The 15,494-nt window shown below is 57.4% G+C and carries 12 protein-coding genes and 2 tRNA genes; 5 read left to right on the top strand and 9 right to left on the bottom strand.

Annotated features, from left to right (window positions below; genetic code table 11):
* The first annotated feature begins 66 nt into the window (after positions 1-66).
* A complete protein-coding gene (locus ACR0IY_RS11380; protein ID WP_480673291.1) occupies positions 67-1,638 on the top strand; it encodes a hypothetical protein in 1,572 nt (523 codons plus the stop codon).
* 119 nt (positions 1,639-1,757) lie between these two features.
* Here the strand turns inward: ACR0IY_RS11380 and ACR0IY_RS11375 are convergent, their stop codons facing one another.
* Positions 1,758-3,377, bottom strand: a complete 1,620-nt coding sequence (locus ACR0IY_RS11375; protein WP_480673289.1) for a mucoidy inhibitor MuiA family protein — start codon at positions 3,375-3,377, stop codon at positions 1,758-1,760.
* Between the two features lie 267 nt (positions 3,378-3,644).
* On the opposite strand from ACR0IY_RS11375, the gene ACR0IY_RS11370 reads away from it, so the two are divergent.
* Entirely contained in the window at positions 3,645-4,085 is a 441-nt protein-coding gene (locus tag ACR0IY_RS11370) for a hotdog fold domain-containing protein (RefSeq protein ID WP_480673287.1), read from the top strand.
* 64 nt (positions 4,086-4,149) lie between these two features.
* Here the strand turns inward: ACR0IY_RS11370 and ACR0IY_RS11365 are convergent, their stop codons facing one another.
* From ACR0IY_RS11365 to ACR0IY_RS11355, 3 genes are all read right to left on the bottom strand, one after another.
* Entirely contained in the window at positions 4,150-5,172 is a 1,023-nt protein-coding gene (locus tag ACR0IY_RS11365; protein ID WP_480673285.1) for an aspartate-semialdehyde dehydrogenase, read from the bottom strand.
* Between the two features lie 103 nt (positions 5,173-5,275).
* On the bottom strand, positions 5,276-6,307 hold the full coding sequence (locus tag ACR0IY_RS11360; protein WP_480673283.1) for a glycosyltransferase family 4 protein: 1,032 nt from the start codon (positions 6,305-6,307) through the stop codon (positions 5,276-5,278).
* Between the two features lie 24 nt (positions 6,308-6,331).
* Positions 6,332-7,504 carry an MFS transporter gene (locus tag ACR0IY_RS11355; RefSeq protein WP_480673281.1) on the bottom strand — a complete coding sequence of 391 codons (1,173 nt, stop codon included), beginning with the start codon at positions 7,502-7,504 and terminating at the stop codon, positions 6,332-6,334.
* Positions 7,505-7,645: 141 nt separating this feature from the next.
* Between ACR0IY_RS11355 and ACR0IY_RS11350 the strand changes: the two genes are divergently transcribed.
* A complete protein-coding gene (locus ACR0IY_RS11350) occupies positions 7,646-8,788 on the top strand; it encodes a DUF3095 domain-containing protein (RefSeq protein ID WP_480673279.1) in 1,143 nt (380 codons plus the stop codon).
* Positions 8,789-8,792: 4 nt separating this feature from the next.
* Here the strand turns inward: ACR0IY_RS11350 and ACR0IY_RS11345 are convergent, their stop codons facing one another.
* Entirely contained in the window at positions 8,793-9,563 is a 771-nt protein-coding gene (locus tag ACR0IY_RS11345; protein WP_480673277.1) for an HpcH/HpaI aldolase family protein, read from the bottom strand.
* Positions 9,564-9,573: 10 nt separating this feature from the next.
* Complete coding sequence (locus ACR0IY_RS11340) at positions 9,574-10,986, bottom strand: pyridoxal phosphate-dependent decarboxylase family protein (protein ID WP_480673275.1); 1,413 nt, start codon at positions 10,984-10,986, stop codon at positions 9,574-9,576.
* A 238-nt stretch (positions 10,987-11,224) separates the two neighbouring features.
* Here ACR0IY_RS11340 and hpaR point away from each other — a divergent pair, with 238 nt between their 5' ends.
* A complete protein-coding gene (gene hpaR / locus ACR0IY_RS11335) occupies positions 11,225-11,659 on the top strand; it encodes a homoprotocatechuate degradation operon regulator HpaR (RefSeq protein ID WP_480673273.1) in 435 nt (144 codons plus the stop codon).
* Positions 11,660-12,506: 847 nt separating this feature from the next.
* Here the strand turns inward: hpaR and ACR0IY_RS11330 are convergent.
* Both ACR0IY_RS11330 and ACR0IY_RS11325 read right to left on the bottom strand, forming a co-directional pair.
* Complete coding sequence (locus ACR0IY_RS11330; protein WP_480673271.1) at positions 12,507-13,715, bottom strand: winged helix-turn-helix domain-containing protein; 1,209 nt, start codon at positions 13,713-13,715, stop codon at positions 12,507-12,509.
* A 4-nt stretch (positions 13,716-13,719) separates the two neighbouring features.
* The gene (locus ACR0IY_RS11325; protein ID WP_480673269.1) at positions 13,720-14,745 is read right to left on the bottom strand and encodes a LacI family DNA-binding transcriptional regulator; all 1,026 of its coding nucleotides are present in this window, start codon (positions 14,743-14,745) and stop codon (positions 13,720-13,722) included.
* A gap of 116 nt (positions 14,746-14,861) precedes the next feature.
* On the opposite strand from ACR0IY_RS11325, the gene ACR0IY_RS11320 reads away from it, so the two are divergent.
* Positions 14,862-14,938: transfer RNA gene (locus ACR0IY_RS11320), tRNA-Arg, on the top strand.
* A 314-nt stretch (positions 14,939-15,252) separates the two neighbouring features.
* Here the strand turns inward: ACR0IY_RS11320 and ACR0IY_RS11315 are convergent.
* A tRNA-Lys gene (locus ACR0IY_RS11315) sits at positions 15,253-15,328 on the bottom strand.
* Positions 15,329-15,494: the final 166 nt, after the last annotated feature.

The following is a 15,494-nucleotide window of genomic DNA, read 5'->3' as shown; positions in this document are numbered from 1 at the left end:
TGACAAATTTACGCTGGGACGGAATTCCGTCATTTATTCGACAAATTGCTCTGAAAATTCCGAATCATGATCAATATCGATGTACCCGTCCAGTATCAGACCACCGATCTGGATCGCAGCATTAACATTTCAAGCGCCGTGGCGTTCCTGGCGATTTGCTACCTGTATCGGGGCTTTGTCGCCGATGACGCATATATCGTCGGTCGGTATGCTTTGAACGCAGCTGCAGGCCATGGTCTTGTCTATAACATCGGTGAACAGATTTCAGCGCTGACGTCGCCTTTGCACGCATTGCTGGAAAGTCTTCTCGCGCTCTGCGGGCTTGATCCGGTTGACAGCTATCGGGTTTTGGCTCCGATACTGGTTCTGATCGGATGGTATGTTGCCCAGCGTGAATCGGGGCTGAGTGGAAGCAGGCTGCTGTTTTTCAACGCGTTCTCACTTTTCTCACCATTCCTTGCCCTGTGGACAGTCGGTGGGCTGGAAACACCTATGCTGACTTGCTTTGCCAGCTTGTTCATCTCAAGGCTTGTTGTGGTGTACCGAAATGGCGAGGTTAGATCGCGTGACCTGTACCGGCTCGGCGTTCTGGCGGCGCTGATGTTTCTGACCCGGCATGACAGCGTTCTGATTACGGCCCCGATCCTGCTTGCCATAACCCTGGTTGAGTTCCGAAAGACCTCACTCTGGGCGGCTGCGGCACTGTGTCTGGCGTTGTCGTCAAGCTGGTTGGTTTTCTCGAAGCTGTATTATGGCGACGTCCTGCCAACGTCTTATTATGTCAAGTTTTCACTGGGCGGGCGGGCGCCTATTGACAGCTTGTCGGCCCTGCTGAACTTTGTGCTGCTATCGGGACTTGCAATTATTGCCTTGTTCCTACGACCCGACAACACGAACAAAAGCACCCTCCTGTCGAAAGCCATTGTTCGCGGAGCGGTCATTAGCGCTGCATTGTTTCTGATCTATGCAAGCCGTGCGTCCGGTCAGCATATGATGTTCGGCTATCGGCTTTTTGTACCCTATACCATCGGCATTGGGCTGGTCGCAGCCCTTGCCATGCCGTCGCCGCGCCCAGCCCTTTCAATCCTTATGGTCGCGTGGCAGGCGGTTATGGTGTCGCTTGTTTTTTTTGCCGGAATCAACCCCGCACCCCTCACTCGATTGCCAGGGCTGGATCGGGCCTATACCGAATACCAGTTCATTACTCCGAATACCTATGCTGAATTCATGGATATGTTGCGTGAGGACGCCCAAGAAATCTCGGCGCATTGGCATGAAACGGGTAATCAGGAACAACCGCGTATTTATTTGCGCACTGGTGGCACGGGCTACTGGTTGCCGGACTTTTATGTCTATGAGACGCTCGTAAGCTATCGCCATGGGTGTTCGGGTAAGGTGCGAGACTCCATTTTGTCCGCCCACTACATGCAACAGCTTGGATTCAGTCGCATGGGGACAATTGTCGAGGATTTGGGCCGTTCCCGCCCGGATGTAGCTGATGACGCCGCGCTGATGTACGCAACCGAAATGGATTGGATGGGCACCCATGTGACGGGCTATCTATACGGCCCCGAGCCAGCCAATTATCGACCCGGCTCCAAAATCACAGATGGTTGCTCTGCGTCAGCGCAGGAATAAGAGGGCTTGAAAACCCGCGAACAGTCGCGGAGAAAATGAAACCCCGTCATTGAATAGCGGGGTTTTGCTTTGTTTTCTGACTGTTCGGCCTCAGGCCGATTTCAGAACCCCTCGGCCCGTTAGTCCAACACCATCCCTTCGGGCCAGTTGAGCGTCAGATTCAGTTGGATAACCTCGCTCTGGCCCGGGGCCAATTCCATATCCCAAGCCAGAATTCCGCGTCTATTGTCGAGGTTTTCTTTCGCCGGTTCAGGCTGCGCTGTCCAAGTTATCTCAAGATCATCCTGTTCAGAATACGGCATCCGGTCGATCACCCACAGCGGCCAGGTGCGGTCCGTCAGGTTTTCAATGTGAAGCTCGGCCTGTTCGACCCGTCGGTTGGATCGCGAGATGATGCCGGTATCTCCGCTGCTGCGGTTCAGAACGATGCGCGATGTGGTGAGGCCCTGGATCGGGCCAAAGCCCATTTCAACCTCTTCGCGTGGCCGGATCTCGGGGGATTCTCCGGCTGCAACCAAAACACCATCCACGAACCATTTCGCCAGCGCGGATTCCATCAGGCTTTGATCCAATGGGTTGGTAAATTTCACTGTCCGGAACGCGGTGTCGTCCCGCATGGGTACAGCCATTGCAAACACTTCGGCTGATTGGCTGAACGAATCCAGTGCCACCTCGGTGAACTCATAACCGGAGGCAACCGAAATGGGCGCAGGTATCGTGTAGGTCACGCCCGTGCCTTCAACGGACGCGGTCATGGGCAAGCCGCGCTGAGTTTCTTCCACAACTACTGGGGCCTCAACAACGGGCTCTTCAAGGTTGCCATAACCGGTGGGTTCTTCGCGAATCCATCTGCGTCTGGGATGCAATCTGGAGGCTGCGTTCTGGCCCGCCGGCTCGATGGTTGAGACGTGGACAGCCACGCCCTGCCAGTTTTCGCCGGTGGTCTGCGTGATCAGAACACTGCGGTCGATGCGAACCTGCGGCGCGTCCCCGGTTGAAAGGTGAAACTCGTAACCAGTTCCCCACTCAGCGGCATAGGTATCGAGATACGAGATCGACAGCACCCCATCAATTGCGGTCTCGGCGACGACATCTACGGCGACAAAAAGGCGATCTTCAATCTCGGGGATCAACGCGTCCAGTTCGGCCTGCGCAACATCAAGGTCTTCTTCCAGCTTTGTCAGGCGCTCTTCTATTTTGCGCGCTTCGATTTCGGCAGATTGCGCGGCCTGTTCCGCGCGCAATGACTCGTCGCCGATCATCTGTGCCAGATCACGCAATTGCTCGGTTCCCGATCCTGCCAGCCCCTCGTTGCGTCCGAGATTGCCTAGAAACGCGATGGTCTGGTGCGCGGCTTTGGCCTGTAATCTGGCTGCCTCGGCTTCGTCCTCGACTGCTCTGATCCGCTCTTGGACATCTTTCACCCGATCTTCCGCCTGCCGGGCGGTGTCGCTTTTATGTCGATAGTCCGGCACTTCGTCTATCCGCCGTACCAGCGCAGTCTGCTGTAATCCATCGGCGACAACCTGAAGTGTCGCGAACTGCGTGCCGAGATCGCCGCCGGGAATACCCGGCAGGAGCAACCGGTGGTTCCCGGCAGGGACACTGAAAGCGCCCGTTCGGGTTATTTCTGCACCTTCGGGAAAAATGGTCGCTTCGGTGACTTTGGTGTCTATCGAGAAGGTTTCTGCGTTTGCGACCGCAGGCAAAATGGCAATAAAGGGGAAAAGTAATTTCATGATATCTCACAACAATCCGGTGGCATTCCCGGAAAGGTTGCAGGCGATATTCCGAAAGGCAAGCCCGGAGCCACAGTAAGGATCGTTTCAGACGAAACAGGCCGTGTTTTCCGAAGGTCAGTTGCTGACCAGCCCTGGATGGCCCATGCGTGTGTTAACCAAAACCTCGACGTAGCGTCATGCTTTCACGACCGACCTCGACCAGCTTTGTTAGGGTCAACTACGAATGAACAGACACCGCACGCACGCCACCGACCGGAGATATCCATGAACCAATTTCAGCAACTGCTCGCCACGGCTGGGCCCGAGAACTTTACGGCCATGGTCGTACAGACGGCCCCTTATTTCGGTAGCATCGACCCGCTTATGACCCGGCTTGAACCGGGCTACGCCGAGGTCGAGCTTAAGAACCAGAAGAAGGTCCATAATCATCTCGGGACGGTTCACGCCATCGCGATGTGTAACGCTGCTGAACTGGCGGCGGGGATGACGACAACGGTTTCTATCCCGGAAAACGCGCGGTGGATTCCCAAAGGCATGACAGTGGCCTATCTGGCCAAGGCTAAGACCGACCTTAAAGTGATTGCCGAGGCACAGGATGTCGATTTCTCGGTTGCGGGCGATATTGTTGTCCCTGTGGCGGCTTATGACGATGCAGGCACCAAGGTGTTTACCGCAGACATCACCATGAACGTCAAACACGGCTAGGCTTTGCCCCAAAAAAAAGGCCCCGCCAGAGATATGGCGAGGCCTATTTTTTGCGTGTCGGATGTTAACCCTTTTTCAGAACCTCACGACCCAGAAGTTCGGCGATCTGGACCGCGTTCAGGGCCGCGCCCTTGCGCAGGTTGTCGCTGACGCACCATAGGTTGATGCCGTTTTCAATGGTCGAGTCCTGACGGATACGGCTGATGAACGTCGCAAAGTCGCCCGCGCATTCGATCGGCGAGACGTAGCCACCGGCTTCGCGCTTGTCGATCACCATTATGCCAGGGGCCTCGCGCAGGATGTCGCGGGCTTCGTCTTCGTCTAGGAACTCTTCGAATTCGATGTTCACGGCTTCGGAGTGGCCGACAAAAACCGGCACGCGAACGCAGGTGGCTGTGACCTTGATCGATGGATCGACGATCTTTTTTGTCTCGACAACCATCTTCCACTCTTCCTTGGTCGAGCCGTCTTCCATGAAGACGTCGATCTGCGGAATGACGTTGAAGGCGATCTGTTTCTGGAACTTCTTCGGCTCAACTTCGGTGGTCGGGTTGTAGATCGCTTTGGTCTGATCCCAGAGCTCATCCATGCCTTCTTTACCGGCACCCGAAACCGACTGATAGGTCGAGACAACCACGCGTTTGATCTTGGCGCGGTCATGCAGCGGCTTCAGCGCGACAACCATCTGCGCGGTCGAGCAGTTGGGGTTGGCGATGATGTTCTTGTTCTTGTAGTCGTGGATCGCCTGCGGGTTACATTCCGGCACGATCAGCGGAATGTCCGGGTCATAGCGATACAACGACGAGTTATCGATCACCACGCAGCCAGCGGCAGCCGCCTTGGGGGCGTAGACCTTGGTCGCCTCGGAACCCACGGCAAACAGCGCCATGTCCCAGCCGGTGAAATCGAACGTGTCCAGGTCTTGGGTCGTCAGGGTCTTGTCGCCAAAGCTCACCTCGGTGCCCAGCGAACGACGGCTTGCCAGGGCGGCAAGTTCATCGACGGGGAACTGGCGTTCCGCCAGGATGTTCAGCATTTCGCGGCCCACGTTGCCCGTGGCGCCGACGACTACGACGCGATAGCCCATTTTATGTCTCCAAAGTTAAGGACGCGCGTTCATAGCCGCGTTGCAGCGAAGAAAAAAGGGCTTTCGGTGTCGATTTCCATGAATGACGACGAATTGAAGCGGTTCAGGTGCCCAGAAGCCGCTTGTAAAGCGAAACAAGGGTCTTGGCCTCGCCGTTGATGTCGAAATTCTGCTCGACATGGGCGCGGGCGGCGGCACCTGCATTGTTTAGGGAATCACGGTCCGCCAGCATTTCCGCAGCGGCATTGGCCAGGGCCGGGATATCACCAGGCTCTACCACGCGACCCAGCGACGGATCGGTGACGATCTCGGAAAACGCGCCCACATCTGTAGCCACAACCGGCACGCCGCAGGCCATCGCTTCAAGCGGTGTCAGCCCGAACCCTTCCCACCGCTGCGGCGCGATGAACAGGTCCAGAACCTGATACCATTCTGCAATCTGGTCTACGGTGACTTCGGGCATGAACAGGATGCGGTCGGATAGACCCGCGCTTGCGACCTTGTCTTTCAACTCTGCCAGGAAGCCGGCGTGTTTTTCAGTCGCGCGGCCCATGACGATGCCGTGGACGTCGTCGAAACGCCCACACAGGTCGATCATGGCGTCGACGAAAGCGTCAGTGCCTTTCTGGTGGCGGATGCGGCCATAACACCCCAACAGCAGACCATCCGGCAGCCCCAGGCGGGCGCGAATGGCGGCCTTGTCCTGAGGCGGCGTGAAATCCTGCAAGTTGATGCCATGCATGATCACCTGCGCGTCTCGCTCCAGATACCCTGCAGTTTTGCGTGAGGTGGCGACCACCGCATCCATCTTGCCAATCAGCCACTTTGTGTAGCCACTATGGGATCGTTGCGAGGCGCTGGTGAACAGCAGTTTCAGCCGCAGCCGGAAGATATTGCGCAGGATCAGGCCCAGCAGCATTTCGGTGTTGCGACGCGCGTGCCAGACACGCAGGGTTTTACGTGACAGAAAGGGCAGGCGTCCCAGCGGGATATGAGGGATATCCTTGGGCAGTCCTGGCCCGGTGGCTGCGATGTCAATCCACTGCACTTGCAGCGGCACCAGCCGGGCAATCGTTGCGGTCACGCCCGAAAGCCTGCGTTTGAGATTGGGGGCAATGACACGCGGGTCGGACACGAGGTTCTCCTGACTGGAACGGCGTCAGTCGACGCTGTCGCGGCTGAACAGATAGGTCACGCAACCGATGGCCAGCGTGAACGCGAAAAAGCCGAATATCGCTGTGTAGGGCGCGGTCGGGCTGATGTCCACCGTAGCGGCGTATATGCGGCCGGTGGCAAATTGGGCCAGACCCACACCGCCGACGCCAAAAAGATTCAGCAGAGTAATGCCCCGGCCGACCAGATGCGGGGCCACAAAAGCGCGGCCATGCGCCATGATGACGGGAAACGCTGCCCCAAGAAACCCGATCAAAGCCAGCAGTAAGACCGATCGCCAGACTGCGTCGTCGATCCAAAAGCACAGCAGCACCAACGCCGCCGTGCCCAGTGCATTGCCGCCGAAGACCACCCATTTCCGCGTACCCAGCAACCGGTCAAGCGGCCCGTAGGCAAAGGTTCCGGCAATCATTGCCGCGCCCATGATCAGCGTCGCTGTTCCGATTTGGGTGGTGCCGAGGTTGAAGATGTCACTCAGGTAGGGGCCGGCCCACAGACCTCGTGTAGCCCCCGAGGGCGCATAGGCCACCAGCATCAGTGGCAGGATCGTCCACAGCGCGGGCTCGCGCAACAGATCCAGCAGCGAGCCTTTGTGTTCGGTCTCGACCCGTTCGGGATCGTGCACGGTGAACCAGATACCCAGCGCAATGGCCGTTGAAAGAGCGGCCAGCGCCCACATGGTTGCCCGCCATCCCATCAACTCAACCGCCAACGCGGTGGGGTAGGACGCCACCAGATTGCCGACCGAGCCGACCCCAAGCATCACCGCCGCCAAGGTTGCAAAACGGGCAGGCGGGTATTCACGCGCGAAAATGTAATATGAAGCCATCAACACCGGAGAGCACCCAACCCCGATCAGCGCCATGGCTATGGCGATGTGGAACGGTGAAGTGGCTACGGCAAATAGCGCCGTGCCGCCTGTGCCGCCGATCAGCAGTAGAACCGCCGCCGTCAGGCGTGGCCCGATCTGGTCCAATGCCCAACCCACTGGCAGCTGCATTGCCGCAAAGATCAGAAACCAAAGGCCCGAAGCAAAGGCCAGATCCTCGGGCGTGGCCCCGATATCGCGACCCAGATCGACACTGAGCACCGCCAGAAATGCGCGAAAGAACTGGCTGAGCACATAGCCCAGGCACAAAACCACCAGACCTGTCTTCATGAACCGCGCCTCTCCCGAACTTATGGGGAATGCTTGGCACGTCGCGATGCGCCACACAAGCGTGTGTGTTATACTGTTTTTTTACCGGACAGCATCCGCATTCGGACTATCTTGCCTATTATCCAAAATACCGAGGTGCTGATGAAAGACGCACAGGCCGCCTTTTATGAAACCCTTCCCCTGCAGCGGGACTTTAATCGCATGGCTAACCCTGCTCGGTTTACCGCAGTGCCGGGCGACTGGGTGCTGGGCGTGGCGGATATAGTCGATTCTACCGGTGAAATCGCCCGTGGGCGTTATAAGACCGTCAACATGGTTGGCGCCGCGGTGATTTCGGCCATGATCAACGCCTTGAAGGGCCAGGAGTTTCCATATGTCTTTGGCGGTGACGGGGCCGGATTTGCCGTGCCAGCTGGTGACATTGATACGGCCCGAACCGTTCTGGCCCAGCTGCGGCGCTGGGCGGACGAAGAATTCTCGGTTGCATTGCGTGCCGCATTGGTGCCCGTGTCTGAAATTCGTCAAGCTGGCAAAGACCTGCGTGTTGCGCGCTATGCGCCCTCGGACGGGGTGGATTATGCCATGTTCTCGGGCGGGGGGCTGGCCTGGGCCGAGGCGCGGATGAAAGCCGGAGACCACCTGATTCCCCCGGCCGATCCCGGTGCGCAGCCCGACCTGACCGGATTGTCCTGCCGCTGGTCCAACAGCAAGGCGCGTCACGGTCAGATTGTCTCGGTCGTGGTGCAACCGACCGCAAAGGCAACCGAGAGTGACTTTGCCGATCTGGCGCAGTCCGTTCTGTCCGCAGCCGAAGGGCTGGAGCGCGCAGGCCACCCGGTGCCGGAAAGCGGACCCCCGATCAGCTGGCCACCGCCGGATGTCGAACTTGACGCCCGTGTGTCCCGCGAGGGGCGCAACCTTTTTATGCAACAGCTTAAGCTGCTGGGGCAAAACCTGCTGATCGCGATGTTGTTCAAAACCGGCAAAAGGTTGGGCGCGTTCGACCCTGAACATTACAAGCACATGGTCAGCCGCAATGCTGATTTCCGCAAATTCGATGATGGGCTGAAAATGACGCTCGATTGCGATCCGGCAACGCTGGCCCAGATCCGTATCGTTCTGGAGCAGGCGCGGGGGCAGGGCAAGATCCGCTATGGGTTGCACGCGCAGGATGAGGCAATGATGACCTGCTTCGTGCCTTCGGCCACCCGTGACGATCACGTGCATTTTGTCGATGGCGCGTCAGGGGGCTATGCCAGGGCCGCCGCGGCAATGCAGGGATAGGGCGTTATTTCACCTTCCATTTGGCCGACAGCGCACGCGCGGCCTGTGCCAGCAACATAACATCGATGCCAACCGCCAGAAATTGCGCCCCCATATCCAGATAGGCCTGTGACGACTCGTCATTGGTGCCTAGAATGCCGGGGGCTTTTCCTGCATTTTTGATCCGTTTCATCGCGTCTGCGATGGTGGACCTGACCTCGGGCGCGGCACTGTTGCCATGACAGCCCATATCAGTGGACAGGTCCGCAGGGCCGATAAAGACACCGTCGATGCCCTCGACTGTCAGAATGTCATCTAATGCCGCCAAGCCTGCACGATTCTCCACCTGCACCAGCAGGCAAGTCTGTTCATCTGCAGTCTTGATGTAATCGGTGAACGAGCCGTATCCGGTTGCCCGTGCCGCGCCTGCGCCAACCCCACGCACGCCCTCCGGCGGATAACGGCAGGCGCGGACCAAGTCACGGGCCTGTTCAGCACTTTCCACCATGGGTACCAGAATCGTCTGCGCCCCCACATCCAGCATCATCTTGATCAAGGCCGTATCGCCAACAGGCACCCGAACTATCGGATGAGTCGGGCTGTTTGCCAGCGCCATTAACTGATCCCGGACTGAACGGATGTCGTTCGGGGCGTGTTCTCCGTCGATCACCAGCCAGTCGAAACCGGCGGTGCCCATGATTTCGACAGCGACCGCCTCGGCGAAGCTACTCCAGCAGCCAATCAGGCGATCTCCATTTGTTAGAGCCTGTTTAAAGCCATTTTCCGGGGCGGACATATGGAAACCTCTATGTTAACGAGCGTGCAATTTCGGTGATGACTTCATAGGCCATTCGGACGTCTTCCTCGGTGGTTTCGAACTGGCCTGCCTGAAACCGAATCGCCAGATCGCCATCGACACGAGTCTGCGTCAGATAGATGCGGCCGTCATCGTTGATCGCATTGACCAGACGCAGGTTCAGATCGTCAAGGTCGGCGTGCCCGTTCGGCGCATAACGGAAAGTCCAAAGAGACCACATGGGCCGGGTGGTGATCTGAAAATCCGGCTCGGCGGCCAGCCGGTCGTGCAGGTCCAGAGACCAGTTTACATGGTTGCGCAGCCGGGCACGCAGCCCCTCCAGCCCATAGGCGCGGATGACGAACCACAGTTTCAGTGCCCGGAACCGGCGGCCCAGCGGTACCGACCATTCCGAATAATTGATGATCCCGTCCTTGCCGTGGGTCTTGAGGAATTCAGGGCTGATCGCCAGCGTTTGCACCAGATCATCCGGGTCTTTCAGAAAATGCGCGCAGCAATCAAACTGCACGCCCAACCATTTATGCGGGTTGAATACAATGCTGTCGGCCTGCTCCACCCCAGACCAGTAGTTGCGGTATTCCGGGCAGATCATAGCCGAGCCCGCCCAGGCCGCGTCCACATGGGAATAAAGCCCATATTTCTGCGCGATTTTCAGGCAAGCGTCCACAGGATCGGCGGCTCCGGTTCCGGTACCGCCGACGCACAAGATCACGCCCGCTGGCTGTAACCCCGAGTCTAAGTCAGCTTGTATTGCCCCTTCCAGGGCCTGCGGATCCATCCCGCGCCAATCGCCTTTGATCGGAATGCGCACCAGATTGTCCTGCCCGATCCCGGCTATCCAGATGGCGCGATCTACGGAAGTATGAACCTCGGCCGAGCAATAGACACGCAGCGGTTTCTGACTGAACAGACCTTGTTGATTGCCCTGCCAGTTCAACGCCTTTTCCCGCATCGTCAAAACCGCGGCTAGTGTCGCGGACGAGGCGGAATCCTGTATCACACCGTCAAACCCATCCGGCAGGTCCAGCGCCTGCCGCAGCCAGTCCATCATCCGCGTTTCCATTTCGGTCGCGGCGGGCGAGGTTTGCCACAGCATGCATTGCGGCGCGATGGCGCTGGCCAGAAACTCGGCCAGTACCGACGGGGCCGAGGCGTTCGAGTTGAAATAGGCAAAGAAACGGGGATGCTGCCAGTGGGTGATGCCGGGCATCACGATGTCTTCGAAATCGCGGAAGATATCCTCAATCGCCTGGGCCTGTTCCGGAGGGTGGGCGGGCAACGCGTTCAGAACCTCGCCGGGTTCCGTCCGGGCCCGCACCGGCCTGTCGCCCACGGTCAGGTGGTAATCCTGAGTCCACTCGGCAATCATCTTGCCCCAGTCGGAAAACTCATCCCACTTCATTCTCGACCTCCGGTTTCTGTCAGGTACGGGTTCGCCCCGGAGCTGGATTTCTTCGTACCGACAGTGATTTCCATTCTGGGCCAAACGTCAATGATGATTGGTAAAGTTTCGGGTGGTGAAATTGCGCTGACGCCAAACTGCGTCAAAATAATCGACCCTAATAAAGGATTTTTCTGGATCTTTGGTCGGAAATAGATTGGTAAGTTGCAGTATCCTCGGAATTCGGTGAAAATTCCTTATGACCAATGAAGCACCAATGACGTCGCGTTCGTTGCCAATCGCGTTGTTGCGGGCAAGGGAACGGGTCATGGGGCCCATTCGCAAAATGCTGGCGGATGCAGGCGTAACGGAACAGCAATGGCGCGTTCTGCGTGTTCTGAACGAGGAAGGTCCACAAGAACCGACCCACCTTGCGGACCGGGCCTGCCTGTTGTTGCCCAGCCTCACCCGCATTCTGCAAAAGCTCGAGGCCAAAGAGCTTATCCTGCGGAAATCCCACCCTTGCGACAAACGTCGCCAAATTGTGGATATTACCGACAGTGGGAAACAGATTATCCAGGATAATATTCAGGTGACGCTGAAGCTGGCCGAGGACCTGCGCGCCAAAATGGGCCCCGAGCGCCATGAAGCTCTGCTCGACTTGCTGAACGACTTGCGCGATTTGGAGACGTGATATTCCACCCTCAAACCCCGCCGGAGAAGTTACAAACCCTCCGGCGGGGCGGCCAGACGTATACTGGATTATGGGCCTGGCCCGAGGCCGGTTGCGCCGGAAACGTCCCGACGGTCCGGCCCGCGATTCAGAAAACGCGTCGGCCCGAAAATTGAGCAGACTATCTGGCGCAAAGACGACTGGGGGTAGTATCTTTGGCCATAGTTCTCTGAAACAGTCGTACCCGTCAGGCCCGTGCAACGCAGCGGCCCATCGGGGTGTCTTCACATTCGACGGATGCTTGGGTGTCCGCCGAACGGTGAGCGGTGACCAGGGCGCACTGAACCCCGATTTTTCAGCAGTTAATCGCCCTGCCGCCATACAACTTATAGCTGTTCGCACAAATTCCAAGGCGAAGCGCCGAGATTGTGATCAGTAGGTAACTGAATGTGGATTCTCCAGAACTCACTATAAGTAACAAATTCAGATAGTTACGCATTTTTCCAGCGTTTGGGGAGTGGCCTGTTCTGTCCGAGCACTGCTCTAAGACGCGTGTTGCGTGAAACAATGCGACGACGCGATGCCAGACAGTTTTTTTCTGGCGGAACCGATTTAGATACCGCTTCAAGGGTTGGATGTGACCTTTCCGATTGGCCGGATATTCTGTGTCGGGCGTAACTAAGCGGCCCACGCGGTTTAAATGGGAGATCGACGAAATCATCAGCCACTTGTTACCACCTGCGACCTGGCGACCTGATCCTGACCGGTACGCATCAGGTGTTGGGCGGGTACAGGCCGGTGATGTAGTCGACGGAGGCCTTGATGGCCTGCAGCCAATTCGACTGTCCCTATCCGTTTTGATTAGACCCTATTTAGGGTCTTTTAGCCAATCTGCGGCAAAGTCAACGTCATCAAGGCCTGCAAATCTGCGGACACGGTCCAACTCGGATTGCAGGCGCCGGGCACGGGCGTCTGACCATCTTACCGACCGTTCCGGCCACACGGCGCTGACATGAAGAATGCCCCGATCCCGATGCGCCTTCATGTCAATGCGGCCGACCATCCGGTCACTTTCCAGCAGTGGGAATACGTAATACCCATAGGTTCGTTTGGCGGCGGGAACAAAAACCTCGATCCGGTAATGGAACCCAAACAACCGCTCAGCCCGTTTGCGATCCCGTAGCATGGGATCGAACGGGCTGAGCACCCGCGTGCGGCCAGGAGGAGCCTTCACATCAAATTCGGTCAGCCCCGGCCGTGCCAGCAGTTTTCGCGTTCGACCGTCGGCACAGGTGACTTCGATTTCCTCCAATTCACCCTTGGTTAGAGCCTGTTCACACCAGCTCTTCGCCTCACTCACACTGACTGTGTCCCAAAAGGCAGCCAGTTCACCCGAGGTCGCAAAGCCCAACCGATCCAATGCTGCATTGCACAGCCAGTCGACGGTTGCTTCTGCATCACATTCAATATTGCCCGGACACAAATGTGTGTCGATCACCCGTTCGGTCAGGTCGTATCGCTTTTGAAACCCGTTCCGGCCCGTGACAGTCAGCGCGCCCGAACGCCACAGGAATTCCAAAGCGGTTTTCGAGGGATGCCAATCCCACCAGCCGCCCGAGCCCTTCTTTTCATCCTTGCCGACATCCGAGGACGACACTGCGCCGTGGTCGCGAATATGTTGCAACACGGTGGAAAATTGCTGTTCAAACCCATCCCGTCGCCAATTCTTCCAGCGGGATTTCAACAGCGCGGCGTCACGCTGAAACCGCAGATGCCAATGCGGGTAAAACTCCATCGGGATAACGGCAGCGTCATGAGTCCAATGCTCGAACAACGCCCTGTCGCGTTCATAAAGGCGTTTGAGATTTTTGGCGCGATAGGACGGCCTACGCGAAAACAAAATCATATCATGGGCGCGGGCAACGGTGTTGATACTGTCCAGTTGGACAAAGCCTAGCCGGTTGATCAAATCGAGCAATTCCGCCCCTTTGGCGCCGCCCGACGGTGGTTCGGCCAGCGCGTGCCGATCCATGAAAACGGCCCGGGCGGTTTTGTTGTCCAGCCGTGGCAGCGCCACTTGATCAGCGCCGCTTCAGCGTGTCGCCATAGCTAATCTTGGGGGTCAGGTTCACGCGTGTTTCGATCTCGGCGGTCGGTTCAGCCAGTTGCTGCGCAATGATCTCGGCCGCCTTGCGACCGATTTCCAGGCGACAGGCATCCATAGTGGCCAGTTTGCGCGGCAGGCCCTGCAGCAGTTCGACATTGTTGAACCCGGCCAGACCAATCTGCCCCGGAATGTCGATGCCCTGTTCCAGCAGGTACAGCAGCCCGCCAGCTCCAATCATGTCATTGGAATAGTACAGAAAATCCAGATCAGGTGAGCGATCAAGCATGGTTTGCGTCATCTCACGCCCTTTGGCCAGGGCCGAGCCACCAGAATAAAACTCGCGATCCTCGATTTCGACACCACTTTTTCCCAGAACTTCGGTAAAGCCTTCAAAACGTTTCCGGGCGCGGTGATCCAGGGGCATTTTCGTACCCATGAAGCCGATATGTTCATAGCCCGCTTTCAGGATCGCTTGCGCCATCTCACGTCCGGCGCGCCGGTGTGAGATGCCCACCATCGCATCCACTGGCTTGCCGTCGGTGTCCATAATTTCGACCACCGGAATGCCCGCGGAATCCAGCATTGCTCGGGCGGCTTCGGTATGTTCCAGCCCTGCGATGATAACACCCGATGGCCGCCACGAGAGCATCTCGTACAGTACTTTCTCTTCTTTTTCGGGCAGGTAATCGGTGACACCGACCACAGGCTGCAGTTCAGTATCTTCCAGCACCTGGTTGATGCCGGTCAACACTTCGGGGAAGACCATGTTTGACAGGGACGGGATGATGACGGCGACAAGGTTAACCCGGCTCGAAGCCAGCGCGCCGGCGATTTTGTTGGGCACATAGCCCAGCTCTTTCGCGGCTGCCAGAACACGGGTGCGGGTGGCGTCAGAGACATCGCCGCGATTACGCAGGACCCGGCTGACTGTCATCTCGGATACCCCGGAAGCCTCGGACACATCACGAAGGGTAAGCGGGCGTTTGGTTTCTGTGGTCACGGAGAGGCACCTGCGTTGTTGTTTTGCCCGATGGTAGCGTGAACAGGGCGCATTTTACAACTGTTGTGCAAAGGCGATGACAACGGCAAAAAACCTGTTTACAGAGAGCCCTGCGCGGCCCCGTGGCTCAACTGGATAGAGCAGCCCCCTCCTAAGGGGCAGGTTGCAGGTTCGAATCCTGCCGGGGTCGCCAGATTGCCCTAAAATAAACTGAAATCCCCGTGTCCCATATCACTCTCGCATTCCGGCAAGTACCGCATTCCCAAGGGCTGCTTCAATTGCTCATTCACCAGAGTAAATAGGTTTGCTCCAATCTTCTGGAAACAGAGGGTCAGACAGGCCGAGAATGATAAAAGGTATCTTGAATACTTTGCTTTACGTGTTTCTAACGCTGCGAACTACCATATACTGCGGAACGGAATTCTACTTGTTTTTTCGTCACCCTAAGCCGCGTTGGCGTTAGGGCGCGAATATATCGCAACGGCGATTGTCTTTCTTTGAAAAAAGTGGTGAGCCGTGCAGGATTCGAACCTGCGACCCACTGATTAAAAGTCAGTTGCTCTACCAACTGAGCTAACGGCCCACTCTTTTGTTGGATCTTGTCGATCCGTGTCGCTCTCTAAGGCATTTTCCGGATCGGGTTCAAGACCTTATTTTGCACCTCGTTTCGCCATCACTTAACTTGTTTCCGGCGCCCCGATAGGCGGCCTAATTAGGCAGGTGGCGCGGGGGGGTCAACCCCTTTTTTC

The sequence above is a fragment of the Ruegeria sp. BC1 genome (genome assembly GCF_056539305.1).
The sequence above is the reverse complement of the archived record's forward strand: the minus strand, read 5'-3'. Positions and strand labels throughout refer to the sequence as shown.

Coding starts and splice junctions, on each gene's coding strand:
- ACR0IY_RS11345 (WP_480673277.1), bottom strand. CDS start 9,563: ATGTCCGCCCCGGAAAATGGCTTTAAACAGGCTCTAACAAATGGAGAT.
- ACR0IY_RS11350 (WP_480673279.1), top strand. CDS start 7,646: ATGAAAGACGCACAGGCCGCCTTTTATGAAACCCTTCCCCTGCAGCGG.
- ACR0IY_RS11375 (WP_480673289.1), bottom strand. CDS start 3,377: ATGAAATTACTTTTCCCCTTTATTGCCATTTTGCCTGCGGTCGCAAAC.
- hpaR (WP_480673273.1), top strand. CDS start 11,225: ATGACCAATGAAGCACCAATGACGTCGCGTTCGTTGCCAATCGCGTTG.
- ACR0IY_RS11370 (WP_480673287.1), top strand. CDS start 3,645: ATGAACCAATTTCAGCAACTGCTCGCCACGGCTGGGCCCGAGAACTTT.
- ACR0IY_RS11340 (WP_480673275.1), bottom strand. CDS start 10,986: ATGAAGTGGGATGAGTTTTCCGACTGGGGCAAGATGATTGCCGAGTGG.
- ACR0IY_RS11380 (WP_480673291.1), top strand. CDS start 67: ATGATCAATATCGATGTACCCGTCCAGTATCAGACCACCGATCTGGAT.
- ACR0IY_RS11365 (WP_480673285.1), bottom strand. CDS start 5,172: ATGGGCTATCGCGTCGTAGTCGTCGGCGCCACGGGCAACGTGGGCCGC.
- ACR0IY_RS11355 (WP_480673281.1), bottom strand. CDS start 7,504: ATGAAGACAGGTCTGGTGGTTTTGTGCCTGGGCTATGTGCTCAGCCAG.